Source organism: Njordella aestuarii, from assembly GCF_056494165.1.
Genome location: NZ_CM151397.1, coordinates 5,316,901 through 5,340,559, shown reverse-complemented (window position 1 = coordinate 5,340,559; position 23,659 = coordinate 5,316,901). Strand labels below are relative to the sequence as shown.

Sequence of the window (23,659 nt, the reverse complement as noted above, 5' to 3'; positions counted from 1 at the left end):
CCAAATTGAAGCATGTTTTGAGATCCCAGACACTGTTTAGTGGTCTCAAATAAGCGGCTGTCGCCGATCCGGCAAAAGCCGCTTGAATATGTTCTTTGATTGCTCCGGTCAGATTGTGTTGCTTGCCGTCGTTTTACGGAGCGGCGAATTTTGCTATGCTAGAAACCGCGTTGATTTGCAACCGGTATTCGACCGCAGTAAGAGCAAGCATGAGAGTTGGAGTCCTTAAAGAAACCACGCCAAGTGAATTACGTGTGGGGCTCGCACCACAAAGTGTGGCGCAGCTAAAAAAGTCTGGCTTAGATGTATGCGTCGAATCGAGTGCCGGCATTTCTGCTGGCTTTAACGATTCCCAATACGTTGAAAAAGGGGCCGAAATCCTTTCTCGCGAGGATGTCTTAGCCAGCGACATTCTGCTTTGCGTCCGGGCGGCTGGAGCTGCTGCAAATGGTGACCCAACCTTGTCGGACAAGTTGCGATCCGGACAGGTCCTGATTGGCATGTGTGATCCCTTGGGCGAGCCGCGGGCGATCGAGAGTTGGGCAAAAAGCGGCGCGACGATTTTTTCACTTGAGCTAATTCCGCGGATAACTCGTGCGCAAAGCATGGATGTGTTATCAAGCCAAGCGACGATTGCAGGCTATCGCGCTGTTCTTTTAGCCGCCACGGAAACGAAGAAGATGTTTCCAATGATGATGACGGCGGCGGGCACCATCACAGCGGTGAAAGTGTTCGTGATTGGAGCCGGGGTTGCTGGCTTGCAAGCCATTGCAACTGCCAAACGTCTGGGGGCAATCGTTTCTGCATATGACGTCAGGCCAGCTGTGCGCGAGCAGGTAGAAAGCGTCGGGGGGAAATTTGTAGAGCTCGCTCTAGAAGCCGGCGGTTCTGAAGATAAAGGTGGATATGCCAAAGCAATGGGCGATGACTTCTATCGCCGCCAGCAAGAGCTCATGGCAGATGTGGTCGCTCAGAACGATGTGGTGATTACTACGGCGGCGATACCGGGCAAGAAGTCCCCTCTGTTGGTGACCAGCAACGCTGTTCATCGTATGGGACGCGGCGGTGTGATCATCGATCTGGCTGCAGAACGCGGGGGCAACTGCGAGTTAACGGTGCCGGATAAAATAGTCGACGTAGAAGGTATTCGTATCTTGGGACCAACTAACATCTCAAGCGAAGTGCCTCATGATGCAAGTTTGATGTACTCAAACAACATCACCAAGTTCCTCCTGAACGTGTACAAAAAGGGTGAACTTCTGTTGGACGCAGATGACGAGATCGTCCGCGATACGATGGTAACGCGTGGCGGAAACGTTGTTTCCAAACGGATTCTAGATCTTCTTGCGAGCTAAATTCTACAATTTGTGGAAACCGAGCGAGCAGCAACAATGCCTTAGATAGTCGATTTACAGATGCGAAGTATACAAATCCTCACAGTCTTAATTGCATTCTTTTCCGTCGGCTTGTCAGCAATGTTTGCGCAAGGCGTAACCAATCCGCCAGCATCTGCGACGGTTACGGAAACACCATCCGACGCGACAGGTACAAGTATTGCAAAACGCGATTCAACTGTAGCGACCGAGGCAGGCGAACCCGCGTCGGCGACTCGTGTTTATATGCTTGTAACAAGTTTGACTGTATTTGCGCTTGCGGTCTTCGTGGGATTCGAGGTGATCACGAAAGTGCCTCCAACGTTGCATACGCCGTTGATGTCGGGTTCTAACGCGATCAGTGGCGTCACCGTAATTGGCGCGATCTTGGTCGCTGGGCAAGGAACCGGTAGCGGGGGCTTTGCGGCCTTCATCGGAATGGTGGCCGTCCTTCTGGCGATGATCAATGTCGTCGGCGGGTTTATGGTCACGCGACGCATGTTGATGATGTTCAAGAAACGATAACCCTTCCATTTTCGCTCACGTGCAAGTTTGACATTCATGTATTCGCTCGCATTGATTCCCGTCACGTATCTTATCGCCTCGGTGCTCTTGATTCTCGGGCTCAAGCAGATGTCGCATCCGGGAACTGCGGTGCGCGGAATTGTGCTGGCTGCCATTGGGATGGGCGTTGCCATTCTGGTGACGCTGCTCGATCCATCGATCGATGGCTATGTCTATATCTTGATGGGACTTGTCGTCGGCGGTGTCATTGGTGGTTTTCTTGCGCTACGCGTGCAAATGACCGAAATGCCACAGTTGGTAGGTTTGCTCAATGGTTTGGGTGGGGCAGCATCGACCCTGGTCGCTTGGGCAGAACTTCTGCAAAATTCTGAGCATCACTCCATGGATGGACTTGTTGCAATCGGGCTCTCCTGCTTGATCGGTACGGTAACCTTTTGGGGAAGTCTCGTGGCGTATGCAAAGCTACAGGAATGGCAGAAATTTCGAAAGCCGTTCAGTCTTCCAAACCAAACAGTAATCAATTTCGCAATCTTAGTCGTTGCTCTGTTCTTCCTTATCGTTCTCGTACAGTCGACGTCGCTGGCTGCGCAATACGGGGCTTACATTGCAATCATCTTGTTTGCATCGGCGCTAGGAATCTTCTTAGTCCTGCCAATTGGCGGAGCCGACATGCCGGTAGTGATTTCGTTGATGAACTCGTACTCAGGGTTGGCAGCGGCTGCGACAGGATTTGTTATCAATAATAATGTTCTCATCATTGCAGGTTCTCTTGTTGGTGCGTCTGGAATTATTCTGACGCAAATTATGTGTAAAGCGATGAACCGGTCCCTAACGAATGTCTTGTTTGGAAAGATGGCTGCGGGGGCCAGCGACGGAGCATCCGTAGACGAAGTGTACGCGACCGTCCGCAGTACATCTGCAGATGACATTGCTCTGATTCTGGACGGTGCCCAGCGAGTTGTCATCGTTCCCGGGTATGGTATGGCAGTAGCTCAAGCGCAACATGCCGTACGAGATCTCGCGAATCTGCTGGAGAAGCGAGGTGCCACTGTTGAATTCGCAATCCACCCGGTCGCGGGGCGCATGCCGGGACATATGAATGTTCTGTTGGCAGAAGCCGACATTAGCTATGACAAGCTGAAAGAAATGGATGATATCAACCCAACTCTGGCGACAGTCGATGTTGGGATTGTGATTGGAGCCAACGACGTTGTTAACCCGGTCGCACGCACCGACCCGCAAAGTCCAATTGCAGGCATGCCGATTATTGACATCGACAAGTGCCGAACCGTCATCGTAATCAAACGCAGCCTAAGCCCTGGCTTTGCCGGGATACCTAACCCGCTATTTGCCGCCGAGAATACTTTGATGTTCTATTCCGATGGTCAACAGGCCGTGATGGACATAACCAAGGCAGTCAAAGAGCTTGCTTGATCTCTAGATCGTATCCCTTGGATTTAATTCTGCGCCGGATGGATCAGAAGTAGGTCTCCCTGGTCTTCGGTTTGAATTTTCGCGAGAAGTCATCGCCAATAAAATTGTAGCCACCGCTGTAAGTGCCAGTCCAGTTGCTACCCAAGAGATCGGAAGCCGATTCGCCTCGCGATCAAAGCCATATTGTTTAAACGTCTCTTCCAAATATGGAAATGAGAAGAGCAACGCGTTATGGCACGCATGCAATGCGATACCAGGGTAAAGACTCTTTGTTCGTATTGCTAGCCAGCCGAGATAGATGCCTAACATCAATGTAGGCAGAAAACGTTCGATAGAAAGTAGGCTTCCGTTTACCACATGGAATAAGCCAAAGACGAGTGACGAAAATATAATCCCCTTCCAAACTGTGCCGCTCTTGGAAAACGTTGATAGGACAAAGCCACGAAAGAAAAACTCTTCGCAAATGGCGGGCACGAGGGCCATCGTCACCACAGTAAGCCACCAGGGTAGTTCCAAGAAGCGTTGCCGAAGGTCTGCGATTTGTTCGATCTGGCCTAAATCGAGCGACTTGAGTCCAACGAATTCCGACAATCGGAGTATCTCAAACGCTAGGATCCAGAGCGAGCTAGCCAGTAAGATTACAATCAAAGGCGTTACTAGCGAAATCCTGCCCCATTGTAAGAGAAATGTAGTGCTCGGGTTCAGTCGCTGGTAAAAAGCATATGTTAGCGGCAAGACCAAAAATAAAACGGCTGTAGCAAAAGCATTAGTTGTCGCGATCTCACCTAGGTTCGTGGATGACTGTTGAGATAATAGATTGGTTGCCACAAAATAGATGGGAAAGAACATCCCAAGGTAGGCTGCCAATTGAGCGCCCGAGGGATGGCTATCTGGCTTATTCGGGCGACGTAACAAATCTGACCAGCGAAAATCATCACCTACAACAGATGCTTGCTTGCCAAAACCGTTCGCAGCGACGAGCAACGCCGAAACCGTGTATACAGTGGTTGTGAGGACTGCGATCCATGTTTCGATCAAGCCAGCCGAACCGGTAAGTGTTTCACGCGCGAGAAGAATCAAGTTGATGAGTGGAACGACTGCAATGTTCGGTGTTAAGTGTATGGAAGGCATCAAGCTCACGATGCCTGGTCCAAGGGACATCAGCATGACAGGAATTAAGTAAGCTTGCGCCTCTTTGAAACTGCGAGCGAAACTGCAGAGCGCTAGGAGAATGCTGCTGAAAAATGCTGCAAACAAGATTAAAAGCGGAAGTATCTTGACCAGTGAAATCCATGTCATGCCCCCCTGCCCTAGCAAATAAGAGCCGACACCAGTAACCTTTAACGTCACTGTCATTGCCAGGAGATTGACTAGAGCGGTCAGGATCGATACGGTGACGACGGCAAAATATTTGCTCGCGAGAATTGTGAAACGTGACGTTGGTGCTGCGACTAAAGCTTCGAGCGTACCCCGTTCACGTTCGCCAGCGGTTAAATCAATCGCGGGGTACACAGCTCCAGTAATGGTCATCAAGATCAGAATCAATGGAATGATGCCAGACAGTCCCGAATCGGAAGGTTCAGATGTTATGCTTGGTGTGGCTACCATCTGCAGCGGCGCAGGTTGGCTGAGTCCAACTTGTCTTCGAAGCTGCGCGGCGCTGAGGTCGTTTACGGCGGCAAAGATTTTTCGTAGTTGGCTAAGAGCGGATTCGCTGAGCGTATCATTTTCCCTGTAACTGACATCAAAAGCGAACGAAGGACTCGTGGCGCGGCCTTCCGATATGTTTCGAACGGAGACGATCAAATCAATCGTCCGGTTTGCCAGTTCCCGGTCAATATCGCCTTCTGCTGCGAGTATTTCAAATTGAGCCGACTCGGAATCTAGCTTCTGAGGCACTGCAAAAGGCGACGCAAAACTCCCTGCAGAATTATCCTCACGCTGACCTTCAGATATCGTCGTGTCGGATGTCGTCCGGTTTTCGGAGCTTTCTAAATCGTTGCCTGGAGGAGCTAGAACGGTGTTGACGGCGTCGTCATGGCGAAGGATTTGGAGAGGTTGGCTTTGGCCACTAGCCAGGGCCGTCTTGCCAGATTCAATCGCGAACAGGAGTGCAGAAGCTTCCTCTTCGCTCGCGACGCCGATTCGATAGGCTCCGCTATCGGGTGTCGTCTGAGTCGTTAGTACAACCCTGTGCATAACGAGGCTAAGCACAGGGTAGAGCAAGAGCGGCATGAGGACGAGCGTCATCATGGTGCGACGATCGCGTAAGGTCTCCTTAAGCTCTTTGTGGGTGATCCGCAAAAATCGCGTCGATTCGCGAAGCTTGTTCATGACGCAACACTGTCTTCTTGATGGTCGAGTAGGTCAACGAACATGTCGACCAGATGTTTTCGCTGCGTTTTCCCGCGGAGCTCTGCGAGTGTGCCCTCTAATTGAAGTCGGCCGGAGTACAGCAGTCCAAAACGATCACACAACCTTTCCGCTTCATCGAGCCGGTGTGTGGATATCAGAACCGCTTTACCTTCGTCGCGCAACAAATTAATGAACTGGAAGATAGTACGACTGCCGATTACATCTAATCCTCGTGTCGGTTCGTCCATTAACATCGCTGGAGGATCGTGCATCAGGCCTCGCGCAAGCACTACGCGTTGTCTTTGTCCTGTACTGAGCGTATTGCAACGTTGGTCGAGAAATTTTTGGAGGCCCAGCAGCTTGCTAAACCGATCGAGCCGTTCCAATGCAAGTTCGTAATCGACGCGATACAGGTCGGCAAAATAGAGTAAGACTTCACGGACGGAGAGGTACGGATAAACTCCGTCGTTCGTGGATATCATGCTCAGCTGGCTACGGAGCGAGGAATCGCCCGCCAAGTTGTCTACGCTGCCGACTTGGACGAAGCCCGAGTCGGGAGGCATCAATCCCATGATCATCCGCAGTGTAGTGGTCTTACCAGCGCCGTTCGGACCGAGCAGCCCGTAGACTTCGCCAGCGGATACTTCGAACGAAACGTCCGACACTGCTGGAATCGTACCGCTGCGCGTTAGGAAAGATTTTGAGAGGTGAGAAGCAAGGATCATCAACACTATCGCCGGACGGACGGTTCGTATGGAAAGTACGAGCCAGTATAGCGTGATTGTAGTCGTTCGGCGAAGGAGGCGTGGACGATTCGCAAACACGCCTAGTAGAGCGTGGAGCGACCATTTCCGCGACCTGTGGTGCTGTCCGGGTGGCTGGACGTGGTCATCCGCGTTCTGTTCGGATTGCCACGCCCAGCCGTTGTAGCGAAAGGCGATGTCTAGGAACTAGTCGTTAAGGAACCAGTCGCTATGGAATTGGATTTTCAGTTGTCACTTGCGCAAGCGTCTGTTGTTGAGCTTTCTTGTCAGTTTTATCGGCGCGCCGATAGAGAGCCGTTCTGTTCCGCTCGTCCAAGATGCGTTTATTGAGTCGCTCCGGATCGGTCTGAGTCCAAGTTTCACGGAACAAGCGACTTGAAATATGACGACGAATGTTCTGATCATTGTCGAACCATCGCACATGGTACCGGTCGTCGCTGTGAGATTTTGCGGGACGACGTGAAAAGTTCTCGTCCTTTTCGAGTAGACACCAGGCTCGAACAAGGTACTGGGACTGAGCAGCGGACCACTCATAAAAAATGACTTGGTCGTAAACGTGACGCCCCAAGTCATCATGGAAGTGATTTAGTTCGATAAGGTCAACACTCTCGTGCACCGAATCGCTCAGCTCAATATCACCAAGAGCAACCATTAAAAATGGTACGCAAGTCCAATAGAACATCTCAAGCCCTCTACATCTTTTTGCAAGACCTCACAAAGCATTGGACCCGATGTGGTTCAGGTGCAACGCCGGTGAAGACGCATTAAGCGACGTCGCTAGCTTGAGCAGACCGTCCTACGGCAGTTGATTAATTTGTGGCGATTAACCAACTATCGAATTGATGATGTAAGCCAAGCTATCCTTGCTGGCGGGAGAGGGCACCGCGTCGCATATCATGCGTAATCGTTGAAAGCGAAGCGACCTGTAACACATAAAGTGCCAAGTCGAAAAACATCCTAGTTCGTTTTTGTCGGACTGTCCAACAACGTTTTCTCTGGATGTACTGCTTGGTGCGGGGCTTGAAAAGGCTTGCTTGTCAGGAACGGCCCATTAAGTTGTCATCAATGGTAATTCCATCAACCTTGCAAGACTTTTCACATGTTTGCGACAGTCCAAAACAACCAATAAGTTATTTCGGAATTCTGCGTCAAGAGCATTAGACAGTTTGCCATCTTTAAGAAAATCATGTGAAAAATGTTCGGCCTCAATCGTGCTCTCCAAAAAGAGCCGCAAATTTCAGTGCATTCCGCCAGCGGTTCTGCGCGAGGGTAAAGGAAAGCTCGACGGTTCATAACGATCGACCGTGGGGCGTATTGAATTGGCTCACTAAAATTAGACTTGCTGTTGCTGGCATCGACATCGGCGGCCGATGCAAGAACAAAGATCTAATACAGAACTCTGCTGCGTGCGCAGAGGATGCTAATCAACGGTGAGCCGCAATGTTAAATAAGTTTCAATTCACGATTGCCGTAAGCACGGCCTTGCTCATTTCGATTGCGAACTTTAGTTCGGCAGGCGAGCCTACTTCGGCAGCCGTATCGACGTTGACTACTACATTTGCTGCACCTGTCGCCCAGCCTCCGATGGGCTACAAAGTGATCGCCGGTCCCAAACTGCACGCGATTCAGCAACAAAAGTCAGCTTTTGACCATCTTCCCGTAACTCCCAGCGTTCCTCAGACGTACGCTTATGGTTGGTTCGGAAGCAAGCCTTCGCCACAGTGGAGTCGCCATTTTGGAGCAAATCGACGCTACACCCAGTGGTCACTGAAATAAAATACGCTGGCGTACGAGCGACTTGATTGCCGTTCCTCATTCGCAAGCGATCGATTTCATATTAGACTTGGGGCATGCAAAAACTCATTTCGTTTTTATCGGCAATTGAACCTAACAATAGCGCGCAAGATATTGCGACGATCCCTTTGCCGCTGGTTGTGATGACGTTGTTCATCTTGTTTCTTTTAGCCAGCTCCATCTTCGGCTGGATCGCAATATCAACATTGCTTTGGATGAAGCAGCCTTTGCCCATTCGGTCAGAACGGCATGCGACTGCGCCGTGGGGCTTACTCGATATCTTCGTTGCGATTGGAGCTTGGCTGTTATGCCAAATCGTCGGGCCAATCGTTTTTGTGATTTTGGGCTATCGCGATCTCTTGCTAACCGATCCGACGCCGCTCTTCGTGATTGCTGTGGTTAACGGTTTATGTCTGTTTGCCGTAGTTGCAGCAACGAGTTGGATCATGGGTTGGTTTGGCAGGCGGGCTGATGCGGTCGGTTGGTCTTTGAAGCGAGTCTTCTACGACATCGGATTAGGGATCGTGACTTTCGTGCTCGCAGCCCCTTTAATCTATGGTTTAATGGGAGTTGCGACAGCGCTCTCGGAGAAAGAGTATTCCCACCCGCTGTTTGAAGCGTTCAATGATGACCCTGTCAACATTGTTTATGCTTTCTGGGTGGCTGTAATTGTCGCGCCGATTGTCGAAGAGTTTCTCTTTCGTGTTCTGCTACAAGGTTTCCTCCAGTCGTTAGCCAATGGGACGCGATTTAGTATTCGCACCGTATTACTTGGGCGAGGACGGACTGAGGATATGATGGAACCAACGGCAGACGTCCGACAAGAAGAAGCTATTGTGGACGACTCGGGAGATATGGTGCGCTGGGCAGATCACCATCGCGAAGGCAATCCCTATGGCGCCCCCGTGCTGACCATAGGCAGTAGCATAGGACGTTCACCGAACAAAAGCAGTTCAACAGGAAACGAAACAGACTCCGCCAGTCAACGACCCGGCGTACCATCACGGAGACCTTGGTGGCCTGTACTAGTCAGCGGAACGTTGTTTGGACTGGCTCATTTCGAATATGGCGTGAGCTGGATTCCGCTCATCTTGTTTGGTGTCGTACTTGGTTGGTTGTACAGGACAACCGGTCGCATATGGCCAAGTCTTGCGGCTCATATGTTCTCCAATGCAATTGCGATTGCTGGTTTTTCAATTCAGACATTTTACGCACAGAATATCCCTGGATAGTCGCAACTTTTTTGCGGTGTTCGAGGTTACAACACTCACCCCTATTGGTTTGCTTTACATAACTATTTATGAAACAAATAACCAAGCTTTTAGCAGCCAATCGCAGCGAAATAGCCACACGGATTTTTCGAAGTGCGCACGAGTTGCAAATCCGCACCGTTGCCATCTATTCTCATGAAGATCGATTCGCACTGCACCGATTTAAAGCAGACGAAGCTTATCAAATTGGAAAGCCTGGAGAACCGATTCGTTCGTATCTCGATATTCCGGGGATTATCGAAGTCTGCTTACGCAACGGCGTCGATGCCGTTCATCCTGGATATGGCTTTCTGAGCGAAAACGCTGAGTTTGCGAGGGCACTTGGCGAGGCTGGTATTACGTTCGTCGGGCCGAGCGTGCAAGCGCTCGAGATGTTGGGGGATAAAGTTGCCGCGCGCAATATTGCCGAAGCTGTCGGTGTGCCCGTTCTTAAAGGTTCCGATGCGGTAACGTCGGCCGCTCAAGCACAATCGATTGCACAAGAAATGGGCTATCCTGTGATGCTCAAAGCTTCCAAGGGTGGCGGCGGGCGAGGTATGCGAATCGTCGAAACGCATGAGCAACTGGCTGGTTCGCTTGAACAAGCCCAGCGTGAAGCGAAGAATGCGTTTGGAAGCGACGAAGTCTTTGTCGAAAAACTGGTTTCTCGAGCGCGTCATCTGGAAGTACAGATCTTGGGCGACCAGGCTGGAAACATCGTGCATCTCTATGAACGAGACTGCTCCGTACAACGACGCCATCAAAAAGTAGTAGAAATTGCACCAGCGCCGCTCTTGGATCCAAAGCTCGCCTCACAGTTGCATGAATCGGCGTTAGCTATTGCGAGAAAGGTCGGATACTACTGCGCAGGAACCGTCGAGTTTTTGCTTGATACCGATTCTAACAAATTCTATTTCATCGAAGTCAATCCTCGTATTCAAGTCGAGCATACCGTTACTGAGGAAGTGACGGGAATCGACCTTGTAAAAGCTCAGATACTTGTTTCAAGCGGCAATAAACTGGGGGACGAGAGTCTTGGTTTACCGCTCCAGTCGGGCATCAGAACCAACGGTACGGCAATCCAGTGCCGTGTTACCACCGAAGATCCCAGCAACCAGTTTCGCCCAGATTATGGTCGTATAACCCACTATCGATCTGCTGGCGGTATGGGGATTCGATTGGACGCAGGCAGCGCCTTCAGCGGCGCAGTGGTCAATCCGTTTTACGATTCGCTGTTGGTAAAAGTGTCGGCTCGAGGGCGAAATCTAGGTGAAGCTGCTGGCAGAATGGAACGCTGTTTACAAGAATTCCGCATTCGGGGAGTGAAGACAAACATTCCTTTTTTGGTTTCGCTGATTACGCATCCGACCTTTCTGAACGGGGAAGCTACGACGCGCATGATCGATAGCACCCCAGAGCTTTTCGAGCTATCGAAACGTCGTGACAGAGCAACGCGTTTGTTGCGGTTTATAGGCGAAACAATTGTAAACGGTGCGCAGCGAAGCAGCAGTTCAACAGTACGACGAGAGCCCGCAGTTGTGCCCCAATTTTCATCGACGGCAAAAACTCCAGAAGGCTGGCGAGATCGCTTTCTTAAGATGGGTAGCGATGCGTTTTGCAACTCACTGCGGGACAGCAAAGAACTTTTACTGACAGACACGACAATGCGCGATGCGCATCAATCGCTACTGGCAACACGGCTACGGACCTATGATCTCGTCCAAGTTGCGGAAGCATATTCGCGTTTAACGCCGCAGCTTTTCTCGATGGAAATGTGGGGCGGTGCCACATTTGACACGTCGATGCGATTCTTGAAGGAAAACCCATGGCAGCGTTTGGCCGACCTGCGAGAACTCGTACCTAATATTTTGTTCCAGATGTTGTTACGGGCTTCCAATGCGGTGGGGTACACCAACTACGCTGACAATGTTGTTCAAGCGTTTGTAAAAGAAGCAGCTTCTGCGGGGATGGATATCTTCCGGGTATTTGACGCGCTGAACTGGGCGGAAAACATGAAGGTCGCTGTGGAAGCTGTCGTTGAATCGGGCATGATCTGCGAGGCTGCGATCTGCTATACCGGCGACATTCTTAATCCAAAGCGACAAAAGTACGACTTAAAATACTACGTGCAGCTGGCTAAAGATCTTGAAAAAATGGGTGCACAGATCTTGGCGATCAAAGACATGGCCGGATTGTGCAAGCCAGCGGCGGCGCGGAAGTTAGTCAAGACATTGCGGGAAGAAGTGGGATTGCCCATCCATTTTCATACGCATGATACTGCTGGCATCCAAGCCGCATCGATTCTGGCGGCAGCAGAAGAAGGGCTTGAGATTGCAGACGCAGCGTTCGCACCAATGTCAGGTGGAACTTCTCAAGTCAACTTGAACACGCTCGTTGAAGCGCTGCGCGACAGCGAACGCCAAAGCCTGTTGGAAACAGAACCGCTGACCAATATCGCTACCTATTGGAAAGAGGTACGCGAAATGTATAAGCCCTTCGAAAGCGAAACGCTTGTCGCTGGCGGTGATCTTTACCAACATGAGATGCCTGGTGGGCAATATACGAATCTGTACCAACAAGCTAAAGCGCTAGGGTTGTCTGACAGGTGGCCTGAGGTGTGTAAGGCATACGCAGATGTCAACCAAATGTTGGGGGACATCGTCAAAGTGACACCAACCAGCAAAGCGGTCGGTGATCTTGCCTTGGCCATGGTAGCCAACGATCTGACTGCAGAAGAGATTCGAAGTGGAGCTCGCGAGATTGCGTATCCAGGTTCGGTTCTAGATCTGCTGGGTGGCATGATGGGCCAGCCACCGGGTGGCTTTCCAAAAGATATTCAGCAAGCGATCCTCAAACAACAAGCACCGATTACGAATCGGCCTGGAGAAACATTGCCCCCTGCCGACTTCGCCGCCGTTGCAGCTCAGCTTAAGGAGAAGTTCGGTCGAGAATTCAGCATGCCGGAGGTTTTGTCGAGCGTGCTGTATCCAAAAGTTTTCGACGAATTTGCGGTGCATACTCGCGAGTATGGAAATGTTAGTCGACTGCCGACGCCGACGTTTTTCTTTGGTCCAGAAATTGGCGAAGAAGTGAGTGTTGATCTTGAGCCGGGCAAAAGGCTAATCATCAAATTCCTGGCAATTGGCGAGGCCAGACCAGACGGGACAAGAACGGTTTTCTTTGAACTGAATGGCCAGCCGCGCGAGGTTGAGGTGGTCGATAATTCATTGGAAGCGGGGCCATCGACTCGCGTCAAAGCGGATCCGAACGATCCGACGCATATTGCTGCAAGCATGCCTGGCATGGTGATAGGCGTGGCAGTTAAGTCAGGCGAGCGTGTCGTTAAAGGTCAGAAGCTCCTAGCGTTGGAAGCGATGAAAATGGAAACCACAATCAATGCCGATCGCGATGGTGAGATAGCTCAACTGCTCGTACAGTCTGGAAGCCAGGTCGAAAGTAACGATTTGTTAATCGTGCTTAAGTGACACGTGGTGTTAGGTTGTGTCGACAGGCCAAGCTGCTTTGTGCTACCTCAGTTTCGTGATTTGCATGAAGGATTACAGCTATTCGGGAATTGCCGTCATCGATGAAATGTGCAAAAGGGATGTCGATCGAGACAGGCGAAAGTTACTTGCCGTTACTTCTCAATAATGATCATATCTACCGGTTCTAAATAACGCTCGAGTCGCTTTCTCCCTGTGAGAAGCGCGATCTAGAAGCAACCAGCCAGATAAGACTGAAATGGCCATCCCAACAACAGATGGCATGCGAACATTTTCAATCGTTGATAGTAGCTGTGCATTTAGAGAGAACGGAATAATGCATAACGATGTCAACGCTGCAGACGCCATCCCCACCAACAATACCCAGTAACCAATGTTCGCAGTAGAACCTTTAAGTTTCGTTCCTCGCGCTTCGAAACTAAGGACTAACGGAATACTTGACGCGGCAAGACCGAACAGCATAGAAGCAACTGCGAGGTCAAAATACCATCTCTTCGAACTAGGAGAATTGACCTCCGCAATCGTCAAAGCAACCCATAACAAAATCATTAGCAAGACGGGGAGAAAGTGCAAAAACTTACTTCGCTTACTACCTTTTTCACCGAGTAGTCTCAGGGAAGTTGCGCCGAATAATATGACAAGTAGAACGAGCGCGGCAAAACAAACAATGAGCAGAATTAAGTTCGCGATACCGATGTCCGCGACGATCAAAGATGCATAAGTTACTACGAGGAGAAGGTCTCTTATAGAATTGTTCATTCGTTTCCCTTCTGCATAGCGAGTACTTCTAAACCATCGACAATGCCCGGCAGATACGGATTGGAAATCCATCGTGCAGTTTCGAAACAAGGCCGATTTCAAGTCTTAAACAAACTCGTTACTGACGTGCAGCCCGCCTGAACCGACTCAGTCCCTATCTGTTGTATGCGACACATTAGATCTAATGTTAGCGATTTTCGTCCCGCCGGTGTTGCACATTTTAGTATTTTCCACATCGGGCGAAAAATTTCTGTCGTGGATGAAAAGTCGCCGCAAGTTCGGCGTAGGCAGGCTTGCCGCCCCATTCAACCATCTTGTTTTTACATGGTCGATTTACTTCGTCGTTTCCGGCCTTGTAATAACTGGTAAGCAGGTGGGGGGCTTGGTGTCCGCAGAGTTAGGTCTGATTAGTGACCGTGCAAAAGCCAATGAAACTGGCTCGCCTCGCGAGTTTGCCGCAACCTGTAATCGCCGATCGGAAAGAAAGACCAGCTGAAGCGATGGCTGACAAGTTGAACTTACCAACCGCAGGCCCAAATTGCAGTTTTTGCGGGCAATATTGGTGCTGACTTTGCGTCTTTACCTGCTTACCTGCTTCGTAGGTTTGAAATCTTGAACAGGAGAGTGAATTTCGATGTCAGGCTAAATGAACGCTAGCCATTTCAAGCTATCGTTTGTTAGTGTCTGCACTTGGCGGTAGAGCCATACGGTCGCCATCGGCTGGAGGATTGTAAGGGTGCTTGTTGACCGTCCAGCCCTTAGGGGCATCGAACGGTATAAATGCTTGTTGAAAAATTTGGGCGATCCGGCCAATCAAGTTGAAGTTTACTTCACGGTTTGCAAACTCAAAGACTTCCTTTTGATTTGCTTGGTCTATCGGCAGGAACTGCTCAAGCGAGACTGGCAAAAGCTCTTTTGAGTCAAGGTAAATGCAGACTCGGGCGTAATTCTGTCTGTCTTCGAGTGTTTTTGGGAACGCTTCCAGAGCAATGACGCCTTCTTTGGGCGGTGCGATTGGGCGTATCCAGTAGCGTTGTTTAATTTTTTGCGAGTCGACGCCGAACAAAAACGGTAGCGGTGAATTGTATACTTCGACTCCCTGCATCTGTGGTGGTAGCTCAAAGATATCTACGGTCTCGTTCGTGCGATCAAAGCTATGCACGTTTTTGCCATCGCACAACCACCATTCGCCAAACTGGCCTGCCACCTTCTGGAAATTTGGCTGACCACCTACACCTTGGTCGAAGTAGAGGTCTTCGACCTTAAAGAGACCTTTGTCCGGGGACTGAAACTTCAAAATGCCCTTTGCATACCGGACATGAGTATCTTTGCCCTCGAAGGTCCAGCGTTGGAAATCGCACTGGTACCGTTGGATGGCTGCCGTGTTCTTGCTCCACAGGTCAAGGACTTGGTCTAAATACTTTTGATGATCCTGAGGCAGTGGCGCAAAGGGCGCTTGTGGTGGAGGCGGATTCAGCAGTTGTTGCGCGGCCGCTTGCTGCTGCATCAACTGCTGTTGCGCGTTCAGCGGAACTTGTGCTGTATTGTTTTGAGCCGCATTATTCGGAACTGCGGGAGCTTGGCCGTAGAGAGTCAGTACGGACGACACTGCGATGCTGGGCACCAAAATTGAAAGCAGTAAAGCGCGCCGAATCGCGTTCTTTGAGAGCGTCATCCGTGATGCCTCTAGTTTTGTGAGATCGAGAAAGAAATCGTCAAATGCAATAGCTGTCGAGTGCCGTTGGCCGCGCGAGTTTAGCAACCGAGTTCGCGTAACCCCAGATCATTTGTGGCAGAAACTCACATTTTTCGATGCAAGCAAACCAAGCCGAGTAGCAGACAGAAACACTGCAAAAAAGAAAATGTCGGCCCGCTAGCGGCCCCCGCACAGAAGTACGACGCTTATGGCTGCTCCACTTAAGTCCTGACCCGGTTCACGCTTCCCCCTTGCGAGAGCCCTAGGGGGCCGACTCATTCATGATTGCTGCGATTGAGCTTTCAATCAAGGGCCCTTCTGGTCATTAAGAACTGATGAAAGTCGGCTTTTGGGGAAAGTAGTGCGTAAAGCTGGTCAGATGTAGGCAATATGTTGCTTTCGCCAGAGAAAGAAAAATTGTATACTTCTGCGGAGATAAGCGCATTCCGCCGCTCGGCGACACGCGGCATCGATCGAAGTAGGTAATCGATGCACGCGAATTTGTTGAACTGTTGTCTGTTAGGAAAACGTCTCCTCGAGCGAATGACCGAATGCTTCCCGTACAAATCCGAAACGAATGTCAGAATTAAATGCCAGATAATTGGAACAATCTTGCCGATATGCTCGGCACCCCTTCGATAGATCCTCTTCAGCGTAAAACTGGTTCATCTCGAAAAACGACTCCAGAGGCGAAACAAGCCACGACTGAATCTGTCGTACCATCGAACTCACCAGTTTTATCAGAGACGGAATCGCAACCTTCAGAAGAATTCGAGGAAGTGATACCTCCGCCACCTGTCGCAAAGAAAGATGGCGATCAACGATCCAAGCTAAAGAGTACTTGGGATGCTGTAGCTGAGTTTTTTGGTGTACCCAAAGCCGACCAAGTGGAAGAGGAAGTTGTTTCTCAACCGCCGACTAGTGCCGCGGCAGCACCCACTTCGCGAACTGCGACGCCGAAAAAGCCGAGTGCCTGGGATCTAGAAGTCGAGGACATTTCCACGCCGCCGCAACGGGCGTCCGACCATTTGTTGGGCAAGAAAGCCGATGCACCTGCTCCAGCGGACGACTTGGAAACGCTCTTAGCTGGATTCAAGAGCCCTCCAAAACCAACGGAATCGCCCGTCGAACCTTCTCGCAGTGCGCCCGTTCGCGAAGCTTCATCGCGGCCTCAAGCTCGCAACGAAGAGCCTTCGCGGGAACGACCTACTCGCTCAAACGAGGGACGTCCACCGCGCAAGACCAGCATGTTTGGTGATTCGGAGCCTGCCAATGACGCTGCCCCAGCGCCTCGCGAAACTCGCGCGGACTCGCGCCGCGATTCGACCGATCCCCGGTCGGCAGACGCAGCACGAAGCGGCCGGCCACGCCCCGACGTCGACAGCGACGAATCGGGCGAGCCTATGCGACGTGGACCACGACGTCGGCCTCGCCGAGAAGTAGCCCGTGGCGATGTCGGTGATTCACGAGTTGTGGATACCCGGCCCGCAGCAAGCGACGAGTTGCCAGGCGAAAGAGTCGAGGAAAGGACTTCAGAACGTGGAAGCCGACCTGCTCCTCGCGAGAATGCTGATGGAAGTAGACGCCGCGGTCGTGATCGCTTCAGTCCTTCGGACCGATCTGAACAAGCTTCGCCGCGACCCGAGCGATCGCCGCGTCCCGAACGCTCGCCACGAGTCGAACGTACCGACCGGCCTGAGCGAGCCGACAGGGCAGAACGCACTGACAGACCAGAACGTGCCGACAGACCAGCCTCTTCTGTCTCTCGCAATCGACCAGCACGTAAGACATCCGCTTGGGATGAGCCGATCATTGAGCTCAACGATGCGGACGAGGAACTCGAAGCAGTAGACATCGATTCGGCAAACGGCGAAGTCGACGACGCGGCACCGCCCCGTCGACGCCGTCGTCGACGTCGCACTCGCGAGTCTGGCGTGGATGAAGTTGCCACCAGCGGCCGCCAAATTTATGGTCGGCATACCGATGACGGCGAAGATCTTGAAGCGGTCGAAGGTCGAGGTAGCACAGTCGTGTCGTGGGTAGAAGCAATCTCGGTTGTAGTGGACAAGAATATGGACAATCATCGCCATACGCCTGCCAGCAACAATCGTTCGCGAGGAGGACGCGGTCCTCGCGGAGGCGGCAATGATCGCCGTCGCTAATTATTAGCTAGCAAAGATTTGCAGCGGTTGGAGTTGAGACGGCTTGACGAGTTCTGCGTCTCACAAGTGAAAGAGTCCTGCCAGCTATTTAGCGGCGGCTCGCGGCACAGTCGCAGCGACTTCAGAAATGACTTCGTTGGCTGTGCAAAGCGTCTATGAATTATTCGGACGTTGCGACGCGATTGCAACCTGACTGTCGGACCCACTCTGCAATTGAATCTACCCCTGCCTCAATCATGTCGATGACATATTCAAAACCTTCTGCGCCACCGTAGTAAGGGTCGGGTACATCAGTCGGCCAGGAGCTGTCAAGGAAATCGCTGAATAGCTTTACGTTACTGTGCGTTCCAACCATAGCAGTGACATGTTCTAAATTCTCTCGATCCATGACTACTACAAGGTCGTACTCCTTCACATCTTGCTGTATGAAGATGCGGGCGCGAGAAACTATTTCATAGCCTCTCGCTTTCGCAGCACTGCGAGTGCGCGGATCGGCCAGCTTGCCAGAGTGCATACCGCTTGTGCCCGCCGAATGGAACTCGACCTTCAGGTCAGTGAATCTAGTTTTAAAGACGTGATCGACTACGGCTTGAGCCGTAGGGGACCTGCAAATGTTCCCATAACAAACGAATAGGATTTTCTTATTTTTGTTAGGAGCAATATGATTCATGGAAAGGTACTACGTTTGCAGAACTGGATCGATTCACGCGTAGGTGATGGTTAAGGAAATCAAAATCTGACAAATCTTAACATCTCTGCGGGAAAACTTGACATATACTAGAAAAAGATGGTATGGATAACCTTCGCATCTGCGAGGTGTTTTCTATCTTTGAGGGCAAATACAAATTATGAATCACTTCACAGCTGGCGATCGCGTAATTTACCGCCGCGAAAAGCACTCGACATCTCCTGGCCCACGAGCTCGAAATATCGATCCTGCGCCGCTGGGAGAGTTTTACTCCTATGAAGTGGACAAATTCTGGACGGTCAAAGAAGTTCGGAATGGCAACGTTGTGCTGCTGACGCGCCGCGGGAAGACGCATACAGTCAATTCGGGCGATCCTAGACTTCGGCATGCAAATTGGTGGGAACGTCTGATCCATGGCGGGAAATTTCCCCACGATGACATCAGCGCAGCTGCTGAAATCTAGGCTGTTCTGGCAAGTGTCCGGCCTCGACAGGCGGCAAAACAGAGTTTTCTCGAAAGATTCTCAATCTCGCTTTGTGAGCGATGAATAAAAAAAGCACGAGCAATTTGCCCGTGCTTTTCTTGTTTAAGTAGATTTAAGTGCGGTGTGATTTCCTAGTTCCAGAACCAGTTGTCGCTGGAGGGTTTTCCTTCAGCTTGCACTTTGGTAATGCTATTATCGATTTTTGCTTCTTGCACTGTCGCCCATGGATCGATCAGAACTCCGCCGCTTGCTGTTACGATCCAGCTTTGTCCAGCTCGCACAAAGCTGCATTGCGGATCGACTGTCCGCGGTGCGGATAGGTCACCGTCGTTTTCGAAGGCGACTGTCTTGAAAGCTGACAAGTCGCAGTGTGCGACATCTTCAAGGCCGTAAGAACGAATGATCGCAGCTACCACGCACACGTCCATAACGGTTCGCAATTCGCCGATCACAGGTTCTGCTACGGAAAGCTCATCAATCTTGGAAGTGAAAATATCTGCCCATTTTTGAGCGACAGGGTTCTTCTCACCGGTACCTAAACGGCTTCCGTCCGACTGGGTCACTTCTTCTTCGGTTTGCAGTTTCAAGCCGGAGCCGGTCAAATGCCAAGCCAATGAATCGTCGCTCCGCTCAACTGAATCATAGTTGCACGAGAACCACCAACGCGATTGATTCTTAGGTGCGGAAGCGTGGCGAAGCATATCGATATAACTTGGAACCCCTTTAACTGGCGATTCTTTGAGCTTCATTCCAATGCGTTTCATTTGGTAGTCAGCACCAAAGATGACGCGACCAATACTTGAGTTGCCTTCAACGCCGGTGAACAGCACTTGTTGAGCGCCAAACGCTTCTCGCATTGCAGGCTCCAGAGCCGCTGGCAATTGGCCTGCCGACAAAGATACCCGGCTCAACAGTTGTTCTAGTTGTTGGTTGCCTTCTGGAGTTGGCTCAATCGAGCAAGAAATTGACTCGGGATTCGAAGCATTCAATTTGCTGAAGGCGACGACGAGATCTTGCAGCTTGACAATCGGGAGACCTGATTTGACTCCGACGACTACGCCTGCATCATTCACTTTCCAGTTTTCGGCAGGTCCCGCGATCACGATATCGTTGGATTCTGGGTAGAGCAGAAGATATTCGATTCGAGTTAGGCCACCCAGAAACGCGAGTTCTTCGCTGATCTCGGTGTTGTTTTGGTGAGCTTCCGCTACTTTCGCTGCAAGGTGTTTAAGCGAAATGTGTCGGATGTCTGCCTTCTTCGCCAGTTCCGCCGGGGCTCCCCCGACGACTTTTTTGGCGGCCGCAACCCAATTTGCTGAGTCTTGGACAGTCACGTTTTGCACGACACCGTCGGTGTCAATTTTGACACCACCGACCACGCGTGAAAGGAACGGGTTAACTACCTGGGCCTCGCTTGATTGGCTCAAGACGCTACAAAAAAGCAAGGCTGACGCGATGGAAAGCGGCTTCCATCCTTGTTGCGTAAATAATTGTTTGCACGCTGTAGGCATATTCCAAACGCGATTCATTTCAATTCTCACAGGAGAGATTGTGGTGATTAGAAGGGTTCGACGTACCAGCAATCATGCCATACGATCGTAAATATTGGTAAACTGGGCTCGTTTGCAGCTTCGAACACGCAAGTGGTCCTCGCCATAGAATAGTTCCTCCATGACCCCGTTGCAACAAAATGCCGCCCAGGCTTACTTGATCATCGAACAAAATCGACGATGGTCCGACGTGTATCGATTGATTCAAGACCAGCCGACCATCATGGGGCGGTCCAGTTCATGCCAAATCGTCATTCCCGACGACCGTAGCAGTCGACATCACGCTCAGATCGAATTTCAAGAGAAAGACTGGGTTCTTCAGGATCTGGGTTCGAGAAACGGTACACAAGTCAACGGTTCGCAGCTCAGCACACCTTATTGTTTGCAAGATGGCGATCAAATTCAAATCGGAGGGTCAGTTTTAAGGTTTACTTTTAGCCTCGCCTCGGCCTCAACTACCCCCGTTCCAAGCCATTCCTCGGGAGCCGCCAAGACGCCCGAAGTCCAAGCTACAGCGGACTTAACGGACGCCGCTAGACGTAGCGCAGATCCGCTCATTGTCCAGCGTGGTACTCCCCGACGGTGGGTAACCGAAATGTCGGTCGACATGCTGGCGTGTCCAACTGTCGCAGAGGCGGCGGAACTTGCATTGGAAGTCTTGACCAAACGCTGTGGCAACCAAGCTGGCGCGATTTTTCTGACCGATGGAGAAGGTCTTTCGAAAGTCCTCGCAACTCGCGAACGGCCGGGAAAAGCGTACCATCGCATCAGCGACTTTCTCGTCAAAACGTGTCAAACCGAGAAGCGTGCGATCCTTGCGAGAAATATTCAGGATGATCAAAAATTTGTTGACGTCGGATCATCGCTCAGTCAACAAAGCTCGAGCGTTATCTGTGTGCCGATCTTTGATGCGCAAGGTCTGATTGGACTCGTCCATTTGTATTCTCGACATGGAGAACCAGACCTGACCGCGCAGACTCTGGAAGATGTTTCGGCAGCGGCTGAAGCATTGTCGGTTACGATTCCACATATGCGCGAGCGAGGGCGTTTGCAGAGAAAACTTCAGATGACGCGGCGTCGAGTGCATCACTTGGAGCAGCAACTTGAAGAAGTCTCTGAAGCCGACCAGATTTTGGGCAACTCCCCTGCCCTCCAAAAGCTTCGAAGCCAACTTGGCCGCGTCGCTGTAACTCATGCGACCGTTCTGTTGCGAGGCGAAAGCGGGGTTGGTAAAGAGTTGGCAGCGCGACAAATCCATCTGCTTTCTTCGAGGAAAACGCAGCCATTTGTCGCTGTGAACTGTGCCGCACTTACCAGCTCGCTCCTGGAAAGTGAGCTCTTTGGCCACGAAAAAGGGGCCTTTACCGGTGCCACTGAGCAAAAGATGGGCAAGTTCGAAATGGCTAACGGTGGGACCCTCATGCTTGACGAAGTTGGCGAAATGTCGGCTGAGACGCAGGCGAAATTTCTGAGAATCTTGGAAGGCCAACCATTTGAACGCGTTGGAGGAAGCAAACCGATTGCCGTCGATGTCCGCATCGTCGCGGCGACGAACCGAGATTTGGAGCTAGCAGTAAAGGAAAACGCTTTTCGCGCGGATCTTTATTTCCGCTTGAGGGTGGTTGAGATTTTTGTTCCTTCGCTTCGTGATCGGCGGGAAGACATCGTCCCATTGGCTGAATCCTTCCTGGCACGATTTCGAGCAAAAAGTGGTTATGGACCGCAAGGTTTTTCTCAACGCGCCAAATCAGCCATGCAAGATTATCATTGGCCTGGAAATATTCGCGAGCTTAAGAACAGCGTCGAGCGAGCATTTGTCCTATCCAATCATGAACTCGCCGAACCGGAAGACCTTGCGCTATCCAACATTGCCGGACAGGGCCCTACTGCGAACAATTCGGTCGAACCGCCTGCGTACCGCGAAAAAACTCTAGCGGAAATAGAGGAAGACCACATTAAAGCGACCCTCGAATATACCAATGGGCAGAAATCGCGTGCAGCTACCATTCTGGGTATCGAACGATCCACACTGGATCGGAAACTGAAACGATTTGACCCCGATCAAGATCAGCCAAGTCAAAGCTAAGCTAGTAAAGGTTATATTTTTAATGTCTTGGAACAACTCGTTGTCGATGCCATCGGTCCTGGTATGGCTATTTGTAGCGGTGGTATTCGGTGGAGAAATCCAGGCGGACTCGTCGGTTTCAACAAATGACCCTCTTCAAACATTGCAATTGCTTGAGCCAGGTGACGCCAATACCAATTCAGCAGTTGATGCCGCGAAAGCAATTCAGCGAAACTCCGAAGTAGGCTTGATTGATTTATTAACAGCAATGAGAGAAGCCACGCCGATTGGTAAAAACTGGCTCGCTAGTATTGCTTCGCTCCAGTTTTCTAAACGAGTAGCGGCCAGCGCGACGCAAGAACAAGATGCATCGATCGATCCAGAACTCAAGATTCAGCTTGAGGCGTTTTTGGCGGAGCAATCTAACGACGCCGAGGCAAGGGCGTTAGTATTTGGTTGGCTCACGGCAGGCAGTGATGCCGAGCGCACGAGAAGGCTTGTGAATTTGACAAACGATCCGAGCCCTGAGCTTCGCTTTGCCGCGATTGAATTGGCTTTGATGAAACTTCAAGACGCGTCAAGCGACACAGACCAGTTGACATCGTTGCTCAACGCTGCAAGGCACCCAGATCAGGTGCGAAACATAATTTCAAAACTGAAAGACGCTGGCGTAGAAGTCAATCAAGCAAAACACTTTGCCTTCATCGATACTTGGCATCTAATCGGACCATTTGACAATTCGGGTGAAAAGCATTTCGAAACTGTTTATCCGATCGAAAGCGACGTACTGCAAAAAAAGTTTGACCCGAAATCTGAGTACGAAGGCAAGAGTGGGAAAGTATCCTGGCAAGTTCACACCACGGAAGACGTGGAAGGCAAGGTTGATCTGGCAGAAATCTTCAGCAAAGAAAAAGGCGCCGTCGTCTACGGTTATGCAACTTTTCGATCCGAGACTAAAAAGCCAGCCCAGATCCGTCTGACGAGTGTCAACGCGAACCGAGTTTGGTTCAACGGGAAACTAGTCCTGTCCAACCAAGTGTATCATTCGGGGACGCGGCTTGATCAATACTCCGGTGACATCGACATCAACGCAGGAGATAACTCAATTCTCGTGAAATTATTGCAGAATGAGCAAACCGATGATTGGGCGCAAGATTTTCAGTTCCATCTGAGAATCACGGACGAAACTGGACAAGGCATTCTGGGCCAATAGGGACATGCCCTGCACGATTTCTTCCAGCTAATAACTTTATCAGA

The 23,659-nt window shown here is 50.9% G+C and carries 17 protein-coding genes; 10 read left to right on the top strand and 7 right to left on the bottom strand.

What is annotated here, in order from left to right; all coding sequences use genetic code 11:
* The first annotated feature begins 209 nt into the window (after positions 1-209).
* Genes SH451x_RS20920 through SH451x_RS20910 form a run of 3 tightly spaced genes read left to right on the top strand, consistent with a single transcriptional unit; the run spans position 210 to position 3,332 of the window.
* Positions 210-1,355: an NAD(P) transhydrogenase subunit alpha gene (locus SH451x_RS20920; protein WP_479359066.1), complete on the top strand. Its 1,146-nt coding sequence runs from the start codon at positions 210-212 to the stop codon at positions 1,353-1,355.
* Positions 1,356-1,415: 60 nt separating this feature from the next.
* On the top strand, positions 1,416-1,898 hold the full coding sequence (locus tag SH451x_RS20915) for an NAD(P) transhydrogenase subunit alpha part 2 (RefSeq protein ID WP_479359065.1): 483 nt from the start codon (positions 1,416-1,418) through the stop codon (positions 1,896-1,898).
* A 36-nt stretch (positions 1,899-1,934) separates the two neighbouring features.
* On the top strand, positions 1,935-3,332 hold the full coding sequence (locus SH451x_RS20910; protein ID WP_479359064.1) for an NAD(P)(+) transhydrogenase (Re/Si-specific) subunit beta: 1,398 nt from the start codon (positions 1,935-1,937) through the stop codon (positions 3,330-3,332).
* A gap of 3 nt (positions 3,333-3,335) precedes the next feature.
* Here the strand turns inward: SH451x_RS20910 and SH451x_RS20905 are convergent, their stop codons facing one another.
* The 3 genes from SH451x_RS20905 to SH451x_RS20895 form a co-directional block, all read right to left on the bottom strand.
* Complete coding sequence (locus tag SH451x_RS20905) at positions 3,336-5,666, bottom strand: ABC transporter permease subunit/CPBP intramembrane protease (RefSeq protein WP_479359063.1); 2,331 nt, start codon at positions 5,664-5,666, stop codon at positions 3,336-3,338.
* Entirely contained in the window at positions 5,663-6,352 is a 690-nt protein-coding gene (locus SH451x_RS20900; protein ID WP_479359062.1) for an ABC transporter ATP-binding protein, read from the bottom strand. The genes SH451x_RS20905 and SH451x_RS20900 overlap by 4 nt, the downstream gene beginning before the upstream one ends.
* Before the next feature lie 307 nt (positions 6,353-6,659).
* A complete protein-coding gene (locus tag SH451x_RS20895) occupies positions 6,660-7,133 on the bottom strand; it encodes a hypothetical protein (RefSeq protein ID WP_479359061.1) in 474 nt (157 codons plus the stop codon).
* 758 nt (positions 7,134-7,891) lie between these two features.
* On the opposite strand from SH451x_RS20895, the gene SH451x_RS20890 reads away from it, so the two are divergent.
* The 3 genes from SH451x_RS20890 to SH451x_RS20880 all read left to right on the top strand — a co-directional run bounded on the left by SH451x_RS20890 (position 7,892) and on the right by SH451x_RS20880 (position 12,980).
* A complete protein-coding gene (locus SH451x_RS20890) occupies positions 7,892-8,227 on the top strand; it encodes a hypothetical protein (RefSeq protein WP_479359060.1) in 336 nt (111 codons plus the stop codon).
* 74 nt (positions 8,228-8,301) lie between these two features.
* Positions 8,302-9,477 carry a CPBP family intramembrane glutamic endopeptidase gene (locus SH451x_RS20885; protein WP_479359059.1) on the top strand — a complete coding sequence of 392 codons (1,176 nt, stop codon included), beginning with the start codon at positions 8,302-8,304 and terminating at the stop codon, positions 9,475-9,477.
* 68 nt (positions 9,478-9,545) lie between these two features.
* A complete protein-coding gene (locus tag SH451x_RS20880) occupies positions 9,546-12,980 on the top strand; it encodes a pyruvate carboxylase (RefSeq protein WP_479359058.1) in 3,435 nt (1,144 codons plus the stop codon).
* A 159-nt stretch (positions 12,981-13,139) separates the two neighbouring features.
* On the opposite strand, the gene SH451x_RS20875 is transcribed toward SH451x_RS20880, so the two are convergent.
* Both SH451x_RS20875 and SH451x_RS20870 read right to left on the bottom strand, forming a co-directional pair.
* Entirely contained in the window at positions 13,140-13,757 is a 618-nt protein-coding gene (locus tag SH451x_RS20875) for a hypothetical protein (protein ID WP_479359057.1), read from the bottom strand.
* A gap of 667 nt (positions 13,758-14,424) precedes the next feature.
* Positions 14,425-15,432 (bottom strand): TIGR03009 domain-containing protein, encoded by a 1,008-nt coding sequence (locus SH451x_RS20870; protein WP_479359056.1) that lies wholly within the window; start codon positions 15,430-15,432, stop codon positions 14,425-14,427.
* Between the two features lie 611 nt (positions 15,433-16,043).
* On the opposite strand from SH451x_RS20870, the gene SH451x_RS20865 reads away from it, so the two are divergent.
* Positions 16,044-17,615: a hypothetical protein gene (locus SH451x_RS20865; RefSeq protein WP_479359055.1), complete on the top strand. Its 1,572-nt coding sequence runs from the start codon at positions 16,044-16,046 to the stop codon at positions 17,613-17,615.
* Between the two features lie 160 nt (positions 17,616-17,775).
* Here SH451x_RS20865 and SH451x_RS20860 read toward each other — a convergent pair whose 3' ends face one another.
* Positions 17,776-18,285: a low molecular weight protein-tyrosine-phosphatase gene (locus tag SH451x_RS20860; protein WP_479359054.1), complete on the bottom strand. Its 510-nt coding sequence runs from the start codon at positions 18,283-18,285 to the stop codon at positions 17,776-17,778.
* A gap of 178 nt (positions 18,286-18,463) precedes the next feature.
* Here SH451x_RS20860 and SH451x_RS20855 point away from each other — a divergent pair, with 178 nt between their 5' ends.
* The gene (locus SH451x_RS20855; protein ID WP_479359052.1) at positions 18,464-18,766 is read left to right on the top strand and encodes a hypothetical protein; all 303 of its coding nucleotides are present in this window, start codon (positions 18,464-18,466) and stop codon (positions 18,764-18,766) included.
* Between the two features lie 152 nt (positions 18,767-18,918).
* Here SH451x_RS20855 and SH451x_RS20850 read toward each other — a convergent pair whose 3' ends face one another.
* Complete coding sequence (locus tag SH451x_RS20850) at positions 18,919-20,316, bottom strand: DUF1598 domain-containing protein (protein WP_479359051.1); 1,398 nt, start codon at positions 20,314-20,316, stop codon at positions 18,919-18,921.
* A 142-nt stretch (positions 20,317-20,458) separates the two neighbouring features.
* Here SH451x_RS20850 and SH451x_RS20845 point away from each other — a divergent pair, with 142 nt between their 5' ends.
* Positions 20,459-22,423, top strand: coding sequence for a sigma 54-interacting transcriptional regulator (locus SH451x_RS20845; RefSeq protein ID WP_479359050.1), 1,965 nt, complete (start codon positions 20,459-20,461; stop codon positions 22,421-22,423).
* Between the two features lie 22 nt (positions 22,424-22,445).
* Positions 22,446-23,615: a hypothetical protein gene (locus tag SH451x_RS20840; RefSeq protein WP_479359049.1), complete on the top strand. Its 1,170-nt coding sequence runs from the start codon at positions 22,446-22,448 to the stop codon at positions 23,613-23,615.
* Positions 23,616-23,659: the final 44 nt, after the last annotated feature.

Coding starts and splice junctions, on each gene's coding strand:
- SH451x_RS20890 (WP_479359060.1), top strand. CDS start 7,892: ATGTTAAATAAGTTTCAATTCACGATTGCCGTAAGCACGGCCTTGCTC.
- SH451x_RS20840 (WP_479359049.1), top strand. CDS start 22,446: ATGTCTTGGAACAACTCGTTGTCGATGCCATCGGTCCTGGTATGGCTA.
- SH451x_RS20845 (WP_479359050.1), top strand. CDS start 20,459: ATGACCCCGTTGCAACAAAATGCCGCCCAGGCTTACTTGATCATCGAA.
- SH451x_RS20875 (WP_479359057.1), bottom strand. CDS start 13,757: ATGAACAATTCTATAAGAGACCTTCTCCTCGTAGTAACTTATGCATCT.
- SH451x_RS20885 (WP_479359059.1), top strand. CDS start 8,302: ATGCAAAAACTCATTTCGTTTTTATCGGCAATTGAACCTAACAATAGC.
- SH451x_RS20860 (WP_479359054.1), bottom strand. CDS start 18,285: ATGAATCATATTGCTCCTAACAAAAATAAGAAAATCCTATTCGTTTGT.
- SH451x_RS20915 (WP_479359065.1), top strand. CDS start 1,416: ATGCGAAGTATACAAATCCTCACAGTCTTAATTGCATTCTTTTCCGTC.
- SH451x_RS20905 (WP_479359063.1), bottom strand. CDS start 5,666: ATGAACAAGCTTCGCGAATCGACGCGATTTTTGCGGATCACCCACAAA.
- SH451x_RS20865 (WP_479359055.1), top strand. CDS start 16,044: ATGCCAGATAATTGGAACAATCTTGCCGATATGCTCGGCACCCCTTCG.
- SH451x_RS20870 (WP_479359056.1), bottom strand. CDS start 15,432: ATGACGCTCTCAAAGAACGCGATTCGGCGCGCTTTACTGCTTTCAATT.
- SH451x_RS20910 (WP_479359064.1), top strand. CDS start 1,935: ATGTATTCGCTCGCATTGATTCCCGTCACGTATCTTATCGCCTCGGTG.
- SH451x_RS20880 (WP_479359058.1), top strand. CDS start 9,546: ATGAAACAAATAACCAAGCTTTTAGCAGCCAATCGCAGCGAAATAGCC.
- SH451x_RS20855 (WP_479359052.1), top strand. CDS start 18,464: ATGAATCACTTCACAGCTGGCGATCGCGTAATTTACCGCCGCGAAAAG.
- SH451x_RS20850 (WP_479359051.1), bottom strand. CDS start 20,316: ATGAATCGCGTTTGGAATATGCCTACAGCGTGCAAACAATTATTTACG.
- SH451x_RS20895 (WP_479359061.1), bottom strand. CDS start 7,133: ATGTTCTATTGGACTTGCGTACCATTTTTAATGGTTGCTCTTGGTGAT.
- SH451x_RS20920 (WP_479359066.1), top strand. CDS start 210: ATGAGAGTTGGAGTCCTTAAAGAAACCACGCCAAGTGAATTACGTGTG.